At 36.1% G+C, this 18,360-nt stretch carries 19 protein-coding genes; 11 read left to right on the forward strand and 8 right to left on the reverse strand.

Annotated features, from left to right (window positions below):
- Positions 1-147 precede the first annotated feature (147 nt).
- Positions 148-639, reverse strand: coding sequence for a DinB family protein (locus ACFVQC_RS19250; protein WP_377895138.1), 492 nt, complete (start codon positions 637-639; stop codon positions 148-150).
- A 355-nt stretch (positions 640-994) separates the two neighbouring features.
- Between ACFVQC_RS19250 and ACFVQC_RS19255 the strand changes: the two genes are divergently transcribed.
- The 6 genes from ACFVQC_RS19255 to ACFVQC_RS19280 all read left to right on the forward strand — a co-directional run bounded on the left by ACFVQC_RS19255 (position 995) and on the right by ACFVQC_RS19280 (position 5,876).
- Positions 995-2,038, forward strand: a complete 1,044-nt coding sequence (locus ACFVQC_RS19255) for an ArsR/SmtB family transcription factor (protein ID WP_377898946.1) — start codon at positions 995-997, stop codon at positions 2,036-2,038.
- Between the two features lie 57 nt (positions 2,039-2,095).
- Positions 2,096-3,310, forward strand: coding sequence for an MFS transporter (locus tag ACFVQC_RS19260; RefSeq protein ID WP_377898947.1), 1,215 nt, complete (start codon positions 2,096-2,098; stop codon positions 3,308-3,310).
- A 97-nt stretch (positions 3,311-3,407) separates the two neighbouring features.
- A complete protein-coding gene (hmoA, locus tag ACFVQC_RS19265) occupies positions 3,408-3,734 on the forward strand; it encodes a heme-degrading monooxygenase HmoA (RefSeq protein ID WP_070139454.1) in 327 nt (108 codons plus the stop codon).
- 182 nt (positions 3,735-3,916) lie between these two features.
- Positions 3,917-4,354 carry a VOC family protein gene (locus ACFVQC_RS19270; protein ID WP_000250787.1) on the forward strand — a complete coding sequence of 146 codons (438 nt, stop codon included), beginning with the start codon at positions 3,917-3,919 and terminating at the stop codon, positions 4,352-4,354.
- Between the two features lie 190 nt (positions 4,355-4,544).
- The gene (locus ACFVQC_RS19275) at positions 4,545-5,249 is read left to right on the forward strand and encodes a nucleotidyltransferase domain-containing protein (RefSeq protein WP_377898948.1); all 705 of its coding nucleotides are present in this window, start codon (positions 4,545-4,547) and stop codon (positions 5,247-5,249) included.
- Between the two features lie 207 nt (positions 5,250-5,456).
- Positions 5,457-5,876: a VOC family protein gene (locus tag ACFVQC_RS19280; RefSeq protein WP_219919115.1), complete on the forward strand. Its 420-nt coding sequence runs from the start codon at positions 5,457-5,459 to the stop codon at positions 5,874-5,876.
- A gap of 455 nt (positions 5,877-6,331) precedes the next feature.
- Here the strand turns inward: ACFVQC_RS19280 and ACFVQC_RS19285 are convergent, their stop codons facing one another.
- The 3 genes from ACFVQC_RS19285 to ACFVQC_RS19295 form a co-directional block, all read right to left on the reverse strand.
- Positions 6,332-6,790, reverse strand: a complete 459-nt coding sequence (locus ACFVQC_RS19285; RefSeq protein ID WP_377898949.1) for an SRPBCC domain-containing protein — start codon at positions 6,788-6,790, stop codon at positions 6,332-6,334.
- 70 nt (positions 6,791-6,860) lie between these two features.
- The gene (locus tag ACFVQC_RS19290) at positions 6,861-7,835 is read right to left on the reverse strand and encodes a helix-turn-helix transcriptional regulator (protein ID WP_377895149.1); all 975 of its coding nucleotides are present in this window, start codon (positions 7,833-7,835) and stop codon (positions 6,861-6,863) included.
- A 272-nt stretch (positions 7,836-8,107) separates the two neighbouring features.
- Complete coding sequence (locus ACFVQC_RS19295; RefSeq protein ID WP_377895150.1) at positions 8,108-8,710, reverse strand: hypothetical protein; 603 nt, start codon at positions 8,708-8,710, stop codon at positions 8,108-8,110.
- Between the two features lie 234 nt (positions 8,711-8,944).
- Here ACFVQC_RS19295 and ACFVQC_RS19300 point away from each other — a divergent pair, with 234 nt between their 5' ends.
- Entirely contained in the window at positions 8,945-9,727 is a 783-nt protein-coding gene (locus tag ACFVQC_RS19300; protein WP_377898950.1) for a class I SAM-dependent methyltransferase, read from the forward strand.
- A gap of 167 nt (positions 9,728-9,894) precedes the next feature.
- Here the strand turns inward: ACFVQC_RS19300 and lsrF are convergent, their stop codons facing one another.
- From lsrF to ACFVQC_RS19320, 4 genes are read right to left on the reverse strand one after another with little or no spacing between them, the layout of a single operon-like run.
- Positions 9,895-10,677, reverse strand: coding sequence for a 3-hydroxy-5-phosphonooxypentane-2,4-dione thiolase (gene lsrF, locus ACFVQC_RS19305; protein WP_002147095.1), 783 nt, complete (start codon positions 10,675-10,677; stop codon positions 9,895-9,897).
- Positions 10,678-10,683: 6 nt separating this feature from the next.
- Positions 10,684-11,046, reverse strand: a complete 363-nt coding sequence (locus ACFVQC_RS19310; protein WP_002147097.1) for a cupin domain-containing protein — start codon at positions 11,044-11,046, stop codon at positions 10,684-10,686.
- A 25-nt stretch (positions 11,047-11,071) separates the two neighbouring features.
- Positions 11,072-12,634, reverse strand: coding sequence for an autoinducer-2 kinase (gene lsrK, locus ACFVQC_RS19315; RefSeq protein WP_377898951.1), 1,563 nt, complete (start codon positions 12,632-12,634; stop codon positions 11,072-11,074).
- Complete coding sequence (locus ACFVQC_RS19320; protein WP_377898952.1) at positions 12,634-13,566, reverse strand: sugar-binding transcriptional regulator; 933 nt, start codon at positions 13,564-13,566, stop codon at positions 12,634-12,636. The genes lsrK and ACFVQC_RS19320 overlap by 1 nt, the downstream gene beginning before the upstream one ends.
- A gap of 197 nt (positions 13,567-13,763) precedes the next feature.
- On the opposite strand from ACFVQC_RS19320, the gene ACFVQC_RS19325 reads away from it, so the two are divergent.
- From ACFVQC_RS19325 to lsrB, 4 genes are read left to right on the forward strand one after another with little or no spacing between them, the layout of a single operon-like run.
- Positions 13,764-15,257: a sugar ABC transporter ATP-binding protein gene (locus ACFVQC_RS19325; protein WP_377898953.1), complete on the forward strand. Its 1,494-nt coding sequence runs from the start codon at positions 13,764-13,766 to the stop codon at positions 15,255-15,257.
- Positions 15,254-16,222 (forward strand): ABC transporter permease subunit, encoded by a 969-nt coding sequence (locus tag ACFVQC_RS19330; protein WP_377898954.1) that lies wholly within the window; start codon positions 15,254-15,256, stop codon positions 16,220-16,222. Before ACFVQC_RS19325 ends, ACFVQC_RS19330 begins: the two co-directional genes overlap by 4 nt.
- Positions 16,219-17,217: an ABC transporter permease gene (locus ACFVQC_RS19335; RefSeq protein WP_377898955.1), complete on the forward strand. Its 999-nt coding sequence runs from the start codon at positions 16,219-16,221 to the stop codon at positions 17,215-17,217. Before ACFVQC_RS19330 ends, ACFVQC_RS19335 begins: the two co-directional genes overlap by 4 nt.
- On the forward strand, positions 17,214-18,257 hold the full coding sequence (gene lsrB, locus ACFVQC_RS19340; protein WP_377898956.1) for an autoinducer 2 ABC transporter substrate-binding protein LsrB: 1,044 nt from the start codon (positions 17,214-17,216) through the stop codon (positions 18,255-18,257). Before ACFVQC_RS19335 ends, lsrB begins: the two co-directional genes overlap by 4 nt.
- The last annotated feature ends 103 nt before the right edge of the window (positions 18,258-18,360 follow it).

Genomic DNA, 18,360 nt, shown 5'->3' on the forward strand with positions numbered 1-18,360 from the left:
CCACTGATTAAAGTTTTATTTTATCCATGTAGGACGTTTCTCCAACATAAAAAAAAGCAAATGAGAGTTAGAATCTCATTTGCTTTTTTTTGTACTTATTCTGCTAAATATAGAATCATATGCTTGTCTATCATCTTTAATCATCGCTTATAAATATGAACGATGAGCTGGCCATGAACCTTGGAGTTTACGAAGTTGTACAATTTGTCCTGTATGATAAGCATCGTGCAAAAGGATATTCAGATATTGTTGCCAAACTGGTAGAGACGGACTTGGTTGATCCAGTTCTGCTTCTTGAAGGGATGTTAATGAAGATTGCAAGGCATCATGTACTTGAAGCGTTCGCTTCACTGTTTGTTGCCACGCTTCATCATCATTAGGTCCACCTTGGACAAACGTGTCATCATTATTTTGTGGAGCAACAAATGTGTCATCTTGATGTAAGCGGGAAAGTAAGCGCTCTTTAAAGATTAGTAAATGGTTTGTATTTTCCCAAATCGTATTACTGGCCTTTCCTTCTGGTTGCCAACATGCTTGGGCAGCGGTAAGATTCTTTAACGCTTCAGATATCGGTGGATACCATTCTTCTTCGTAAAAAACTTGCTTGACCCCATTTTGTAATATTTCTTTTTTACCCATTCGTATAGCCTCCTTAACTATGAGATAGACCAACAATAAGTGTTAGATAAATTAGGTAGGAACGTACCTACTTATCATCTGATTGATGTTTGGAAGTTTTTAAAAGAACAATATGGCGCTGGTGTAGTAATTGCAGAAATAAACTTATGCTTTCTAAATCATTTTTCTTAATGCAATAAATTCTCCTTTTCCTTCAATAAACCTGCCTCATAGTTGAACAAGGAAATCAACTGCAGCTTAAGTTTAAAAATTTGTAGCAATATAAAGTTTCAGAAGGTTTTAAAATTCTAAAAAGTTAGAAGGTATAATTCGATAAATATAGAATTTAATACATAGCAAATAAGGAGGGGATAACATGGAAGTCTTTCACGTAACGAGTAGAAAGAGGGAAACGTACAACATTCAAATGAGGTATTCGATACTTTTCGAATGTGCACTTGGTATTGCGGCAATTACTCATAAGAGGTTAATCGACACGCTTGAAAAGTCTCAAAGCGAATGGGAAGAAATAAGACAATCTTTATCACATGAAATGGTGGAGCATTTGCAATTTGTTGAGAAGCACAATACGTGGAAAGCGTTGCTACAGTTACTGTATGATGGAGATTTTACGGATTTATCTCAGTTTGTTCATAATATCAATTCGTTATCGGAAGTAGATTTTAAATATGTGTGTTTACCGTTTTTAGGAGAAATCCATCAAGAAAAAAGACGTTTAGCATCTAGCGGAGAAATTTCAGCGGTACAAGAATTAATGGAGCTAACGCATGAACATCAATTTTTTTCTACGTATATTGAGTTTATATGTAATGTAGACGTCCAGTTATTAAAGAGGCATTTAATTAATGCTATGACAGGATGGTATGAGGGTGTTATTAAGAAAGAAGAAGAGCAACTGCTCTCTATATTAAAGCGAGATTATGAAGCGAAAAATGAAATGAATAAAAAGATGAAACCGGAAGAGTTTGTCGAGTGGGCGACTGGTGGAGTGAACTATATGCCAGAGCCAAGTGTCCATCACGTACTTCTTATCCCGCAAATGACGTACAGACCGTGGAACATAGAAGCGGATATTGAAGATACGAAAGTGTTTCATTATCCGGTCGCAAATGAAAGTATACATCCAGAAGATCCATATGAGCCGAGTTATTTTTTAGTTCATAAACATAAGGCGCTCGGGGATGAGGCAAGACTCCGTATTGTAAAATTACTATTTGAACAAGAGCGTACGCTGCAAGATATAACGGAAAGATTACAACTAGGAAAATCGACAGTACATCATCATTTGAAACTTTTACGTTCCGCAAAGTTAGTAGATATTCATGACGGGAAATATGTGTTGAGGAAGAAAGCAGTGCAGTCGTTAGCGAAAGAATTAGATACATTTTTGAATAGATAATATACAACGAGAATGTACATAAAGGGAGGAATTTAATAGAAAAGTTGGTGAGCTATAGTGAAAAGTGTATTGAAAAACCGTTCATTCTTTTATATGTGGATTGGTAGTGCAATTTCAGAATTAGGCGGGGCTTTCGGGACGTTATGTAATTCAATTCTTGTATATGAGTTAACAGGATCGAAAACAGCATTAAGCAGTATGTGGTTACTATATTTAATTCCTTCTCTTATACTGCAACTTATAAGTGGGCCATTTATTGATAAATGGAGCCGAAAGTGGATTATGATTTTTTCACAATGGATGCGGGCATCTGTTTTCTTACTGCCTTTGGCGATGCTAGTTACTAGCAGTATAGAAGTTTGGCACATTTACGTTGTCCAAATTATAGTTGGTCTCATTACGCCTCTTTATACCCCTGCGAGCCAAGCGATTACACCAACTGTTGTGAATAAAGAGCAGCTTCAAAACGCGAATGCGTATATTGATGGGATGACTCGTCTTATGATGTTTCTTGCGCCAGTATTAGGTGGTATCGTTATTAAATTCATTGGAATCAAATTAACAATGTTGTTCGTATGTGTTTGTCTATTCATTAGTGGAGGATTGTTACTTTTCATAAAAGAAAAAAGAGTAAAACAAGAATTGAGAAAAACGTGGCTAGAACAGTTTCTTCACGGTTTTACATACTTTTTCACAAAACCAATAATCGTTTGGCTCGGTGTATTTCTTACTTTCGTACAGTTTGGAGTAGGGGTAACGATGGTCACAAACCTTCCTTATATAAAAGATGACCTGGCAGCGGGATATGCGGAGTACGGTTACTTCATGGCAGGTTTCCCGCTTGGCTACGTAGTTGGTTCCATATTAGTTGGAAAAGTAACATATAAAAGTCGGCGTATACTTATGCTCGGAGGATTGTTTATAGGGGGCCTCACATACATTTCTCTAGGGTTCAATCATAGTATTATAATTGCGGTAATAATTGAAATAATTGCAGGGATTTGTATTGCATTTTTCAATGTTCATAACACGACGATATGCCAACAAGTCGTTCCAAATCATATGATAGGAAAAGTATTTTCAGTGCGGTTATTTTTCATACGATCCGCTATGCCATTAGGGGTGTTATTAGGAGGAATACTGAGTGAAATGTGGGGAGTGAGAGTGTTATATTTTATAATTGGTTCGATTATATGTGTCACTTCTTTAATAGGAATATTGCTCCCATATTTCAAATTTTTAGATGAGGCGATTGAGGAGAAATCAGCATAATTCTAAAAATTTGAAACTTTTTAATTGAAAATAATTATCATAATCAATTATAATGGAAGAATACTAGTAATCGTATTACAAAGAGGGAGTGGAATATATGTTTATCGAAACAAAGACATTTACAGTAAAAGAAGGCACATCTAATATAGTTGTAGAACGTTTTACTGGAGAAGGAATTATTGAAAAATTTGAAGGATTCATCGACTTAAGTGTTCTCGTTAAAAAAGTAAGACGCGGAGACGAAGAGGTAGTAGTTATGATTCGCTGGGAATCTGAAGAAGCATGGAAGAACTGGGAAACGAGTGAAGAGCATTTAGCTGGACATAGAGCGGGCCGTGGTAAGCCGAAGCCAGATCATATCATTAACGTTGAGCATGGGGTTTATTATGTGAAATCATCGAAATCGGCTTATCAGAAGTCGTAAAAATACATTTGCTTAATTATAATCTTTCAAATAAATAACCATCTATCTGTTTACTGATAGATGGTTATTTATATTGAATAAAGAGAACGATTCGCATGTGATGTAAGAAGAATTAACGGACAGGTTAAAAATAGAAATGCTATAATGTAACTCGATCAGTGAGAAAATTAGGAGGGATAATAGTGGTTCAATCGATAGTTCATATTGCATTAGTAGTAAAAGACTATGATGAGGCAATAGAGTTTTATACAAAGAAACTAAATTTCACATTAGTTGAAGATATTTATCAGCCAGAAGAAAACAAACGGTGGGTAGTGGTATCTCCTCCAGGTTCAGTCGGCACTACAATATTACTAGCCAGGGCATCTAAACCTGAGCAAGAGCCCTTTATTGGTAACCAATCAGGTGGTAGAGTATTTCTTTTCTTAAATACTGACGATTTTTGGAGAGATTATAATGAAATGATTTCAAGAGGAATAGAATTTGTGAGAGAACCGAAAGAGCAATCATACGGAATTGTTGCAGTATTTAAGGATTTATACGGGAATTTATGGGATCTGTTGCAACTAAAGGATGATCACCCAATTGCACAAAGAATTAATAGAAAGCAATGCGACTAAGCATTTCACACGTATGTGCAAATAAAATAGAGCTTGGTATGTAACAATTAGCAGTGTGTATAATGGAAATGTATGAGAAAAAATATAATTCAAAATCGTTTAAAAGGTGTTTGCTTATTTTAGAAACTGAGAAATATCGATCTATTCTTATAAGAATTATATTACGCGCTCGATAACTTGGAGGGTAGAAATGATAGAAAACCTTTCATTTATTACATATGAAAACCATAAAGAGTTAGTACATAAAACTCTAAATGAATATATGGCTAGAAATGAATTAAGTGGATTAATGCTTATCGGATCTGTCGCAAGAGGTGATGCTTGCCCTGAATCAGATTTAGACTTCTATATTCTTTTAGAGGGCGGACAAAAGAAAGATTTTCATTCTGAAATGAGAGATGATATTTTAATTGAATATAAGTATGCAGATTTTGATCAAGTTCAATTAAACTTTAAAAATAATCCAATGGAATTATACTCTTTTCTAGAAGGAGAAATTTTATTTGATAGTAACGGTGAGTTGAAAAGGTTAAAGGAAATAGCTCAACATAAATATGAAAATTATTCTGTTTCTAGTGATAAAGTAAAAGGCATTTCTCATTGGTTACATAGTTCGCTTATTAAAATTCAGGCTGCTTTGAAAGCAAACGATGAGTTAAAAGCTTCATACATAGTTCACACATCAATGTGGACATTGCTAGAGGGAATATGGGCTATTAATAACAGACCAACACCTCCAGCTGGATCTGCTTTAAGGTATATTCAAGCATTATCTATTAAACCGACTAATTTTGATGATTTACTTAATAAAGTGTTTTTAGGAGATACGACAGAGCGGATCTTTTCAGCAATTTCCTTGATTGAGTGGATTTTACTTAATTTGGAGAATAAATAATATGGCTATAACACTTGTCAACTTATATAGGTAAATCGATACTCCATGTCGAATTGTTCATATGATTGCATTCCTTTCGAAAAACGTTCTAAGCTATAGGAAAAAGCATAAGACTATAAAAAAGTCTTAGACGGTATATCTTTCTTTACATATGTAAGTGTTATCAATATGAGTATATATACCCTCTGCTTAAAAGGAGATGAGTAAATGAAGTTAAATCATATGAATCTATGTGTTGATGATTTATCAGAAGCGAGACATTTCTTTGAAACATTTTTTGATTTTCAATTTTTGGAGCAAAAGGGAAAGGCACTAGTAGTGATGAGTGATGAGAGTGGATTTATACTTGTGCTAAGCGATCCAAAAGCATTTAAGGGGAATAAGGAAGTTATGTATCCGGAAGCTTTTCATATTGGTTTTTTAGTGGATACTTCAAGTGAAGTTGATCATGCATATAATCGTTTAGTAGCTGGTGGCATTGAAATAGACAAGGAACCGTATGCAATGAGAGGTAGTAGTTATGGTTTTTATTTTACAATGTTTAATGGATTGTTAATTGAAGTGTCTTGCCTTGACTATAAAGATGGTAAGAAAGTCTTAAAACTCAATAGCAATCATCAAGAGTAATCGTTTGAAGATATATATAGCCCCTTATCCAGTTTGGAAAGGGGCTTGTTATCATAATGCTCGTTATTCAAAAAGCTAAATTTAATCATTTGAACTACTCTCACTTAACAGGTTAACTAGCTGTTTTTTTAGTTAAGGTAAATAATAGGGGAAATATGGAGGTGTCAATGTGTTGGCTTGAAATAAAGTTTAATCAAAAACACTCCACAAACCCATATTATATGGATTATTCTCTAGCAGTTTTCAGTTATGGTGTTATAAAAAAGTTTAATCATTTTCTCAAAGAAATCAGTTATATAGAAAAATTCTAGGTCACGGTTAAGTTTTTTAAGTCACATTTAAGTTGTTTACTTCACAATCAGTGAGCTAGGCCAAAAAACATAATTCTTAAAATACAAATTCGTTCAGGAGCTGAAATCCAATATTTCCTTTCTGTTAAATCATTTATGATGGACCTATGAGATTTCACCAAAGTCTAGTGTACTTCCTGTTTCTACTAAAGTCTTTGTATTATTTAATATCATCCACCAGGCCTTGTTGCTGTTCTCATAATAAGGATCATCTTCTTTCCATTGGTCATGAATGAGTATTAATTTCGTGCATGATCCAATAGGCTTTAGAATATAAGAAATTCTTGACTCAAATGCACGATCATCTTTCATATAAGACTTTCCAGGATAGTGAGTAAATCGAAGTAACTGATTTGGTTCATGTTCCAATACGTTTCCGTATACATGCACCGTTTCATTTCCATCTAATCCAGGACCTACATATTCCAAGAGATCGCCCACTTGGAATGTAGATCGAATGATGGACCCATAATAAATTTGTTTTGTACCCTCAGGAGAGATCAATGCCTTCCAAACTGCCTCTGGTGAGCCTGCAATATAAAATTCATACATCAAATTCTTCATGATTTTTATGCCTCCTAAAAATTTAATTCGCTACATGTACATTATAAAAAAACTTCACTGACAATTACGGTCAGTGAAGTGAAGGGTTTTTATAATGATTGAATAATTCAAAGCTGATAGTTGCCAATCTTTCTTGTAATAAAGTTGGTTCCAGAATGCTAATAGATTTACCATAAGGGAGAAGGAAGTAAGGTACAAAAGTATGAATAGACTCTATATCAACCTTAAAAAGAGCTTGATTGTTTTTTCGTTCTATTAAAGCATGGTTAAATAACCAATGCTGACATAAATCATCAAGCGCATGTGGCATGCCTTGGATACGGACAGAAATGAGTTCTTTAAGTTGGTTTGAATCAGGTAAAATGTCTTTTAGAAAGAAAGAACGCGCTGAAAATTCCAAGGGCCGATCAAATTTTTTATCTGTTCTGGATAATGATTGAATACGATCGATTCGAAAACTTCGAATTTCTTTACGCAGATGGCAATAAGCCACTGTGTACCACTTGCCTTTCCAATAAACAAGACCATAAGGATCAATATGACGTGATTGAGGTTCGATTTCTCCACCCTTATGATAAACAATAAATAACCTATAACTTTCGGCAACAGAAATTTCTAAATCTTGAAGAATAGATTTCAAAGAGGGTTCGACAGTAGGATGGATGACTTCAAACCCTCTTAAATGACGATTGATATGATTCAATTGTTCCTCATTTGTATACATTTTCAATTTAGAAATTGATGCATCTAGCGCTTCACTAAAGGGATACCCTGCATCTATTGCAAATTTTGCAGCATGGACAAGCGCTTTCTGCTCATCCAAATTAAAAAACAAAGGTGCCTTTGTAAACTCATTCAGTAAACTGTACCCACCATTATGCCCTGCATCTGAAATAATTGGTACTCCACTTGCACACAGAGCATCAATATAGCGGTACACCGTACGAATACTGATTTCTAATTCCTCTGCTAATTCCTTAGCAGTCAATTGTTTTCTCGTTTTGAGGAGCCATAAAATAGAAAGCATGTTAACCATTTTAGACATATATAGACATTCCTTTCGCAAAGATTCAAGATAAGCATTCTACATTAGTATAAAACATTCTGCTTCTCTATTAATCATATTCCAATTACACAATCTGGTCCTTTAGTGGAGTAACTTTATTACTACCCAATAGTTCCTTAATCAGCCTTTCAGTTCCGATCTTCTTTTCATTTTTCACTATTAATACACGCCTTTAGATAAATAGATTAAAAGGGATACAATAACGCATCTTTTAGTCAGAAATCCGACTTATGAGACAGCTCCTTTATTTATTAATCTAACTGAATTTCAAATTCAAGCACAGCTTGATCTTTCATAAACGGCATACTTTGGTCTTTAAATCGTAAGCTTATTCCAGACAAATTATCAGGAAGAGCAGGAGATACAATAAATTGGTAGCTCACATGTCCATCTGTTCCAGTCCATCCTTCTGCCCAGCAATCGTATGTAGTATTTATAGATAATTCAACAAGGCTATGTGTATTTATCTCATTAAGTGTTTTGTTTTTTGAATCCCATTCTTTATATAAGTAAATTACGCTAGCATTAGAATATTGACGAATAAAGGTTACAGTATACACAGTTCCTTTATGTTCATAAGTTTTTAAAATGGGTATATGTTTTTTAAACTTAGTCGGTTCGACGTGAGGTTTAAATTCTTCTTCATCCATCATGGAAGAGAATAATGAATTTAAATAGTCTGGATAAAATCCGTACTGCTTTGCCCAATTAGAAGTAGCCTCATCAGGCGGAAATCCTGGGTTCCCATTCGAAAGTTCTTTTCTTTCTTTTAATAGGGCGCAAATTTTTTCATCAATAGAGTATAAGCGTTCATCGTAATGATCAGTAGGGCGTTCAAAAGACATTCGCTGCATAATCATTCCTCTTTTCCTTTATTTTTGTTTTCATATTTTATTATAACTGAAACAATTCTCATTTTTTACAATATAATCAATTAATTGAAATATTGCGAAAAATAGGGTGTTTATGTGTTAAAATAAATATAGAAAACCATTTATTAACTATCGGCAGGTTAATAGAAAAATGGTATAAATAGTTAATAATGTCACAATTAAAATGCAACTAGATGGTTAGGAGGAATCATTATAATGGATACTACGCAACAAAACAGTAATGCATGGGATAAGAAGGTTGAAGAAGGTTCTAGATACACTCAACCTGTAAGTAGTGCGGTTATTGAAAAAAGTAAATCAGGTGAATGGGAAATCACAGTCACCACAGAAAAATCAGTTCCTAGAGATTGGTTTCCAAAGTCATTAGAGGGATTAAAGATACTTTGTTTAGCATCAGGTGGAGGGCAACAAGCACCAGTACTGGCTGCTGCTGGAGCAGATGTAACAGTTACTGATATATCTAAGAAGCAATTGGAACAAGATGAAAAGGTAGCGGAACGGGATGGATTAACTTTAAAAACAGTACAAGGAGATATGTCAGACCTTAGTGATTTTGAAGATGAATATTTTGATATTGTCGTAAATCCCGTTTCTAATTTGTTTGTAAAAGATGTTCATCTTGTATGGAATGAGATTTCAAGGGTTTTAAAGAATAAAGGTACTCTTATTTCTGGATTTACAAATCCTTTACTATGGATTTTTGATGACAATCAAGAACAAAAAGGTATTTTGGATGTTAAACATTCAATACCTTCATCAACATTGGATTATTTACCAGAGGATGAAGTTCAAGATTACATTAATTCAAATCAAACAATAGAATACGCACATACTCTAGAAGATCAAATCCAAGGTCAAATTGAAGCTGGTTTTGTTATAATGGGTTTTTATGAGGATGATTTTGGTGGAACAAGGATATTAGATAAGCATATTAAAACTTTTATTGCTACAAAAGCTATAAAGTTAAAGGTTGATTAAAATTTCTGGCTCGTTAGTCGAAGAAGGTAACTTGAAAACAGTAAAAGTTCAATGTATGTCAAAAAGGATGGCACTTGCCATCCTTTTCCTTGTGTATTTTGAGTGTCAAAACAAGTTTTACACCCCTGAACCGAACCGGTTATAATATATAGTCTGTCATTTTTACATTAATTTTTCACATCACTATATAGTTCCAAAGCCTCTTTCACACTAAATCCATTTTTCACAATACCATGTATCGCTTGAATCATCGCAGCTGGATGTTCGGATTGCCATATGTTTCGGCCCATGTCTACTCCGATTGCGCCTTCTTGCAGCGCATTGTACGTAATGTTTAATGCGTCTTCGATTGAATCTAGTTTCGGTCCGCCCGCGATTACGACTGGGGCAGGGCATGTGCTTGTGATTTTTTCGAATCCTTCACAGTAGTACGTTTTAATAATGTCAGCTCCCATTTCAACACATACGCGGGAGGCGAGTGCTAGAAAGCGAGCTTCTCGTTTTTGTAGTTCTTTCGCAACGGCGGTAATACCGAGTACTGGCAGGCCGTAATCGTGAGCTTCAGAGACTACGTTTGCGAGATTTGAAATAGTTTGTGTTTCATAGTCCGATCCAACAAAGACAGAAACGCCGACGCCAATTGCGTTTTGTTTTACTGCTTCTTTCACAGGTGTAACAATTGTTTCATTCGCTAAATCTTTGCCGACTACAGTTGCTCCGCCTGATACACGCATAACCATCGGTGTGCTGCAGTTTTCAGGAATACAGGAACTTAATACGCCTCGTGTTAAAAAGAGGGAATCAGTATATGGAAGCAAGTTTTTAACTGTTTCTAACGGTTGTTCAAGTCCGTGAATTGGTCCTAAAAAGTAGCCGTGATCTATCGCTAACATAACCGCTCTGCCGTCAGGTAAAATTGTGTTTAATCGATTTTTAAATCCCCAAGTCATTAGGAATCACTCCTTTGTTAATGTTGGATTTTCAGTTTGTACTGTATCTTTATTTGGTAAATGTGGTGACTTTATAAAAACAGCTTTAAAAGGCTTATCGGAATGGTTAATAAGATAGTGAGATTCATGAGGGCGAACTTGCAAGACATCTCCTTGTTTTATTGGAATTCTTTCGTTATTTACATAGAAATCTATTTCGCCTTCTAACGCATAGAAGACTTCTTCGCACGTTGTATGATAGTGATTTTGAAACTCTTGCCCAGGCTGAATAACGACTAGGCCAAGATCGATATTTGGACCTTGTATTAAATATTTCGGCCCGTTATCACCGAAGCGATAGGTGAAATCATCTTCATTCACTTTAAGCATAGAAATCACTCCTTTATGTAATGTGTTACAGCGCACCTGGCGCAATCCACATATGTGAGGTGAGCCCTTTATCGGCTAAAGCGAGCTGACTGTCATATACGGTTTTCCATGTTTCATAGAACTCCTTATAGAGTTCATGATTTTCAGTGACTGGCTCGAATGTGTTTTCCCACTGTACAAACTGTTTGGAAGTCTCTTCCATAGATGAATATATTCCAGCGCCAACACCAGCAGCAATTGCAGTTCCTAAAGCAGCTGCTTCTTTCACAACGGGTACTTTTACAGGAATGCCGAGTACGTCTGATAGAATTTGAGGCCATAGTTTTCCTTTAGCACCACCGCCAGCAAAAACAACTTCAGAAGGGAATATACCTGTGAGATTTTCAATTCGTTTTAAGTTTCCAAGTGTAACGAAGGCGGCATTTTCTTCAATAGCGCGGAACATTTCTTTCTTTCCACATTTGTCAGCATCTAAGCTTAAATTTAAAAAAGAAGGTGCGGCATGACGCCAAGAGATATAGTTCATGACGTTTGAGAAAGTAGGGATAATGCCATGTGAGCCGACAGGTACGTCTTTCGCTTGTTCTTCTAACAATTCATATGCATCTACACCGAGTTTTTCAGCGAGTTTCTTTTCTTCTTGGCAAAAAGCATCCCGAAACCAGCGCATAACGAGGCCTGGGAAAAAGGCGATCGTTTCATATTGCCAAAGGTTAGGAACGACATGGCAATTTACGCGAATCGCAGCATGCGGATCCGTTATTGGTTCAGTAATGTTAACTTCTTGCTGCCAAAAGCTACCCCCGCATATTAATGTTTGATTTTGCTTAACAACTCCAGTTCCGAGTGATGCCATTTGAGCATCACCGCCGCCAGCAACGACAGGAGTTCCTTCATGTAATCCTGTTAATTCAGCACTTCGTTTTGTGATATTCCCGATAACTGTACCAGCTTCATTTACTTTTGGAGAAAAGGCTAGAGTAAGACCGCATTGCTCAGCGATGGAGTTATCCCAAGCTCTATTTTGTAAATCGAATATCCCGGACGTACATCCATTTGAAGAATCAATTTGCAGTACGCCGCACAATTTATATAAAATCCAATCGTTTAACATCGTAAAGGAATGAATGTTTTTGTACACGTCTGGTTCATGTTTTTTAATCCAAAGTAAGCGAGGTAAAGCACCTAACGAAAAAGTTTGACCGGATTTTCTATATAAATCTTCTTCAATTTCGGAACGTATTTGTTTTAGTTCACTAACTTCCGCTGATGCGCGGCCATCAACATTTGCACAAGCCCATATTTCTTGCCCGTTTTTATCGTATAAAACAAAGCCTTCGCGCATGCTCGTTGCACTTATGCCTTTAATATAAGAGGGGGACGTATTACTTTTTTGCAGCACATCCTTTGTACATTCTTGGACGAGCTGCCAATTTTCTTTTACATCAAAATTCATAGAACCAGGATAACGACTATCGGATTTATGAATCCATTCTTTTTGACTGACTGCAAGCTGATTTCCTTGTAAATCAAAAAGGACTGCTCGAATACTTCCTGTACCAGCATCGTAAGCTAATAGAGTAGACATTAAGAGTCACCTTCCTTTCTTAATAAGGAGAGAGCAGTTTCTTCATCGGTAATTAATGTATGAATGAATTTTCCTTTTAAGGCGCCGAAAATTGCATCTAACTTTTCGGTGCTGCCAGCTACACCAACGACATGTTTCATATTTTGAAGAACAGAGAGTGGTGTGCCGATAAGACGATTATGATGGGGAAGCTCTAATTGTTTTCCATCAGTATTATAAAATTGACCTAAAATATCTCCGGCCTCGTTTTGACTACGTATATATGTCATCTCACGAAGCGTTAGTTTTTCTTCCTTCACAATTGTGGCGTCTTGAGATAATCCGCCAATGCCAACTACTGCTGTATGAGCAAGGGAAGCGACGTGAAGCATATCTTTCACGCTCGGTTCTGATAGAATACTTTGCGCCATTTCGGTTGTGGATGCTAGAAAAGGGGTAGGAATAATGTGAAGATCTCCTTGCATGTAGTTCAAATAGCTTTGATTTCTTGGAATATAGTGATTTACGCCGCCTGTAAGAGTAACGATTGAAAGATTCATAGAACTTTCAAAATGGATGTTTTCTAACATTTTACTGATCGTCTCTCCCCAGCCAATGCCGAGTAAATCGCCTTGTTGCAGATGATTTTCTAAATATTGTGCGGCAGCTTTTCCAAGTGAAAATGCATAATCCTCAGTTGGAGTTGGAATAACGAAAGCATCTTTTAGATGGAATTTTTTTATAAGGTCACGTTCGATGCTTAGACAGTGCAAACCAGTACCTTTTACGTGAAATGTGACGACACCTTCCGTCCGTGCTTTATCTAACAACCGAACGACTTTATTTCTTGAAATGTGAAGAAGTGAAGCAATTTCTTGCTGGGTTAATTGATCTTTATAATAGTACCAAGCTACTTTTGTTAACAAATTGTCTTCAAAGCTCAGATGTGACATACTCTTCATCCCTTTCAACAATTGACCACTGCTTAAACATATGTGCTCGTTATTTTGTTTATTCCAGTTGAGGCGATAAATAGTCCGGTGAAAAAAGTGTTCTAGATATGAAAAAAGAAATATACAATGCTACAAAACAAGTAGAACAAAAAATCATTTTCTCAAAAAATGTTCTGCATAAAGGCAGGTGACAACATGTGGAGAAAGTGCCCTTATTACAAGTTACAAAGATGAATAAATCATTTGCAAATCAACTCGTATTAAAAGAAGTCAATTTACAATTAGAGCATGGAGATGTATACGCTTTAGTCGGAGGAAATGGTGCGGGGAAATCAACGTTAATGAAAATATTAACGGGTTTGTATTCATACGATGCTGGCAATATGTATGTGAAAGGGGAAATACAACAGTTCTCAAACACAGCAGAAGCACATCAACATGGCATATATTTAATACCACAAGAGCCACTCATCTTTCCGCATATGACAATTGAAGAGAACATTTGTATCGGAATGGAAGCGAAAAAGAAAGAACTTCGAAATAAAATTAATAAGTTGCTAGAAGGTTTAGGTTGGAACATGCAACTTCATGAGCTAGGGTTATCGTTATCCATTGCCCAGCAACAATTAGTAGAAATATTGAGGGGATTAATAAGGGAAGCTGAGATTCTTATTTTAGATGAGCCAACATCGACATTAACAAATCACGAAATTAAGAGTCTTTTTGTGTTGATGAAAAGTTTAAAAGAAAAAGGAATTGGCATGATTTACATTACGCATCGTTTTCCAGAAATCTTTGAAATTGCAAATAAAGTAGCAATTTTGCGTGACGGAATGATTGTAAGTCAAGGGGATGTATCAAGCTATACATATGACATGCTAATGGAGGGGTTATTACCGAAAGGTTATAAACTTGAGGAGAAGAAAGAAATCACGCAAGAAGGAATAGAGCATTCGGAAAAACTATTAGATGTCACGAATGCGTCTGGTTATGCGTTTCAAAATGTATCATTAACTGTACACGCTGGAGAAGTTGTTGGGATTGCAGGTATCGTCGGATCAGGTAGGACTGAATTAGCTGAATCAATATTTGGATTAATGCCTTTGAAATCAGGTTCCGTCTTATTAGAGGGGAAATCCATTACGAAGTATTCGGTACATAAGCGAATAAAGAAAGGAATGGTGTATGTACCGGAGGACCGGGCAGGGAATGGTATTTTTTCAATTGCGTCTGTTAAGGAAAATATAACATCTGCATCTTTAAATAGTATGAGTAGATTCTTTTTAAATAACAAAAAAGAAAGCGCTTTATCCGAATTGTATATAAAACAGTTTAGAATTGTTGTCCCTCATATGAATGAAGAGCTGACGTCTTTATCAGGTGGGAACCAACAGAAGGTCGTGCTAGCGAAATATCTTGCATGTAATCCGAAAGTGATTATTCTTGATGAACCGACCCGTGGTATTGATGCGAAAGCAAGATTAGAAGTATACGAAACGATACAAAGTTTGAAGAGAAAGGGACTTGCGATCATATTAATTTCTTCAGATATGGAAGAAATCGTTCAATTAGCGAATCGTGTTTATGTGATGAGAAATGGAGAATGCGTCTCTCATTTGGAGAAGAAGGAAATTTGTATTGATGAAGTTACACGCCTTGCGTATGGAGGAAAGGGAGGTGTAACGGAGTGAACCGTTTATTTAAAATGCATGAGACGTCTATTATTATTTTATTACTTCTTTACATAGCCTTCGTTGGAGTAATGAATCCGAGTTTTGTTCAGTTTAGCTCTTTATCTTTAATTATGAAATCAAGCGTTATTTTAGTTGTTTTGGCAATTGGTCAATCTTTCGTATTGTTTACGAAAAATATAGATGTATCAGTAGGATCTATTATGGGATTAAGCGCTGCGGTTTGCGGGATGCTGTTAACAAATGGATACAGTACTTTCTTTTCAATATTTGCGGCAATTATACTTGGTGCTCTTATTGGTATGGTAAACGGAATTGGTGTTACGAAATTTCGAGTGCCAGCTATCATTATGACATTAGGAATGCTCGGGATTATTAGAGGTGCAATGTTAATATTTACGGGCGGAAAGTGGATTGAAGATATTCCGAATGAGTATAAACAAATTTCTTCTATTATGATGTTAGGCATTCCGGTAACGGTATGGACCGTTCTTATCATATTACTACTACTATATTTCCTTTTAATGAAAGTTCAAATTGGAAGATATTTTTATGCGGTCGGTGATAATGAAGATGGTGCAAGGCTTATTGGAATACATGTAGATAAAGTGAAAATATACGCGTTTATTATATCAGGCATAAGCGCTGGGCTCGCTGGATGTATATTCGTAATGAATATTGGATTCGTTCCAAATCAAACAGGTACAGGGATAGAATTGCAAGTTATCGCCGCTGCTGTTTTAGGTGGTATTCATTTAAAAGGAGGAACAGGTTCTATATTTGGAGCGGCATTAGGTGCATTCTTTTTAGAAGTGATAAGCAGTTCACTCGTCTTTTTAAAAATACCTGCATTTTGGAATAGTGCTATTTCAGGATTTTTACTTTTACTCATCATCATATTAGATAGTGTCTTAAAAAAATGGAAGAAACTCCGGCAACTAGAAGAAAGGAGGATGAATCTATGAGGGGAATACGTAGCTTGTATAGGTGGGAAGGGGTTCTTCTCATATTGCTTCTCGTAGAATTCATGCTCTTTAGTTTCATAAATAGTGATTTCTTAAACATTAGTAACCTCCTTTTTAGTATGAACGATTTCCTCATTATTTCAATCGCGGCTATTCCGATGACATTTGTCATTGTAACTGGCGGAATTGATGTTTCAGTAGGGTCGATTATGGGCCTTACTTCGATTCTTATCGGAGTACTTTGGATGAATGGCATGCCTATACTGTTGGCCGTTATCATTGCGCTCGTAATAAGTTGTATAGCGGGCGGATTAAATGGACTTATTATAAAAATGACAGATGTAGAACCTCTTGTCGTTACACTTGGAACGATGTTTTTATATGCAGGAATCGCCCTTGTTATTTCAGGTGGTTCGGGTGCAGCGGGCTATGAAGGAATAAGTGGTTTACCAGATTCGTATGTGCAACTGGCAAATGGTAGTTTTATCGGTATACCTAATTTATTATGGTTCCTTGTCATTTTAACGATAGTATTTACGATATTGTTTCACCGTACAACATATGGTCGCCATGCAAAATTAACTGGCGCAAATGAAAGTACGGCGAGATATTCCGGCATTCGAACGAAGAAAGTAGTGATTATTGCTTACGTACTTTCTGGGTTAGGAGGTGGATTAGGAGGAGCTTTCTTAACAGCGTATTTCGGTTCCGCTCGTGCTGATATTGGAAGTGAAACAATTTTGCCAGTTATTACGGCAGTTGTATTAGGCGGTACACTTATTACAGGCGGCAAAGGTAGCATTATTGGGACAGTACTAGCGAGTATTTTTATAGGAATCATGCAGTACGGTTTGCAAATGACGGGCTTAACGAATGAACAATCTAATGTAGTAATAGGTATTATCCTTATTGTTTCTGTTATTATGAGACATTTCAAATTACAACGATTCACTACGGGGAAAAGAAGGAATTTGCATAAGGGGGAAATGTCATGAAGAGAAAACTGGGGATTGTTATTATTATGTGTATTTGTTTAATCGGTTTAATTGCTTGTTCTAGCCAAACAGCGGATAAGAAAAAAGCAGATGATGTGAAATTTGCATTCATTCCGAAATTAACGGGAGTTGGCTTCTTTACATCAGGCGGTGAAGGTGCAAAAGAGATGGGAGATAAGTTAGGTGTACAAGTGAAGTACGATGGACCGTCTGAGGCAAGTGTATCAGGGCAAGTAAAATATATAAATAATTTTATTAACCAAAACTATGATGCAATTATGGTTTCATCTACGTCAGTTGATGGTCTCTCGCAATCATTACAACGTGCAAAGAAAAAAGGGATGACAGTATTAACGTGGGATTCTGATGTGAATCCGAAAGACCGTTCGTTTTATATTAGCCAAGGTACACCAGACCAACTTGCAAACTTATTAATTGAAATGACTTCTAAGCAAATTGGAGATAAAGGAAAAGTAGCATTCTTTTATTCAAGCCCGACTGTAACAGATCAAAATCAATGGGTAACGAAGGCGAAAGAGATTATTAAAGAGAAATATCCGAATTGGGAAATTGTAACGACGCAATACGGTGAAAATAATGCGCAAAAATCTTTATCAGTAGGGGAGAGTATTTTAAAAACATATCCGGATATTAACGCAGTAATATGTCCAGATGCAACAGCACTTCCAGCGATGGCGCAAGCAACTGAGAATTTGAAAATGGATAAGAAAGTAGTCGTAACTGGGTTTTCGACACCGAACGTTATGCGTGATTATGTAAAACGAGGAACAGTACAACAATTCGGATTATGGGATGTTAAGCAACAAGGTGCACTCGCAACTTATGTTGCAAATGAAATTGTTGTAAAAGGGAAGAAATTAAAAGTAGGGGATAGCTTCGAAGTAAAAGGAATCGGCAAAGTGAAAGTAGAGCCAAACTCTATTCAAGGGTATGACTATGAGGCGGAAGGAAACGGTATTATCGTACTTCCTGAACGAGTTGTATTTACGAAGGATAATATCGATAAGTATGATTTCTAGTTGAGAGCTAAAATGAGCTCGTCGTTTCTTGTGGGTAAGTCGATATAAATTTATCTGCTATTATTTATTCGCAAGACAAAGTAAAAAAACGTCCGAATATATC

Origin of the sequence: Bacillus sp. NPDC057893 (assembly GCF_042796455.1) — a bacterium.
Taxonomy (GTDB): Bacteria; Bacillota; Bacilli; order Bacillales; family Bacillaceae_G; genus Bacillus_A.

Excerpts from the sequence above, each read along its gene's own strand:
- hmoA (WP_070139454.1), top strand. The coding sequence starts at position 3,408 with ATGTTTATCGAAACAAAGACATTTACAGTAAAAGAAGGCACATCTAAT.
- ACFVQC_RS19320 (WP_377898952.1), bottom strand. The coding sequence starts at position 13,566 with ATGTCACATCTGAGCTTTGAAGACAATTTGTTAACAAAAGTAGCTTGG.
- ACFVQC_RS19300 (WP_377898950.1), top strand. The coding sequence starts at position 8,945 with ATGGATACTACGCAACAAAACAGTAATGCATGGGATAAGAAGGTTGAA.
- ACFVQC_RS19335 (WP_377898955.1), top strand. The coding sequence starts at position 16,219 with ATGAGGGGAATACGTAGCTTGTATAGGTGGGAAGGGGTTCTTCTCATA.
- ACFVQC_RS19280 (WP_219919115.1), top strand. The coding sequence starts at position 5,457 with ATGAAGTTAAATCATATGAATCTATGTGTTGATGATTTATCAGAAGCG.
- ACFVQC_RS19250 (WP_377895138.1), bottom strand. The coding sequence starts at position 639 with ATGGGTAAAAAAGAAATATTACAAAATGGGGTCAAGCAAGTTTTTTAC.
- lsrK (WP_377898951.1), bottom strand. The coding sequence starts at position 12,634 with ATGTCTACTCTATTAGCTTACGATGCTGGTACAGGAAGTATTCGAGCA.
- lsrF (WP_002147095.1), bottom strand. The coding sequence starts at position 10,677 with ATGACTTGGGGATTTAAAAATCGATTAAACACAATTTTACCTGACGGC.
- ACFVQC_RS19310 (WP_002147097.1), bottom strand. The coding sequence starts at position 11,046 with ATGCTTAAAGTGAATGAAGATGATTTCACCTATCGCTTCGGTGATAAC.
- ACFVQC_RS19255 (WP_377898946.1), top strand. The coding sequence starts at position 995 with ATGGAAGTCTTTCACGTAACGAGTAGAAAGAGGGAAACGTACAACATT.
- ACFVQC_RS19275 (WP_377898948.1), top strand. The coding sequence starts at position 4,545 with ATGATAGAAAACCTTTCATTTATTACATATGAAAACCATAAAGAGTTA.
- lsrB (WP_377898956.1), top strand. The coding sequence starts at position 17,214 with ATGAAGAGAAAACTGGGGATTGTTATTATTATGTGTATTTGTTTAATC.
- ACFVQC_RS19285 (WP_377898949.1), bottom strand. The coding sequence starts at position 6,790 with ATGAAGAATTTGATGTATGAATTTTATATTGCAGGCTCACCAGAGGCA.
- ACFVQC_RS19290 (WP_377895149.1), bottom strand. The coding sequence starts at position 7,835 with ATGTCTAAAATGGTTAACATGCTTTCTATTTTATGGCTCCTCAAAACG.
- ACFVQC_RS19295 (WP_377895150.1), bottom strand. The coding sequence starts at position 8,710 with ATGCAGCGAATGTCTTTTGAACGCCCTACTGATCATTACGATGAACGC.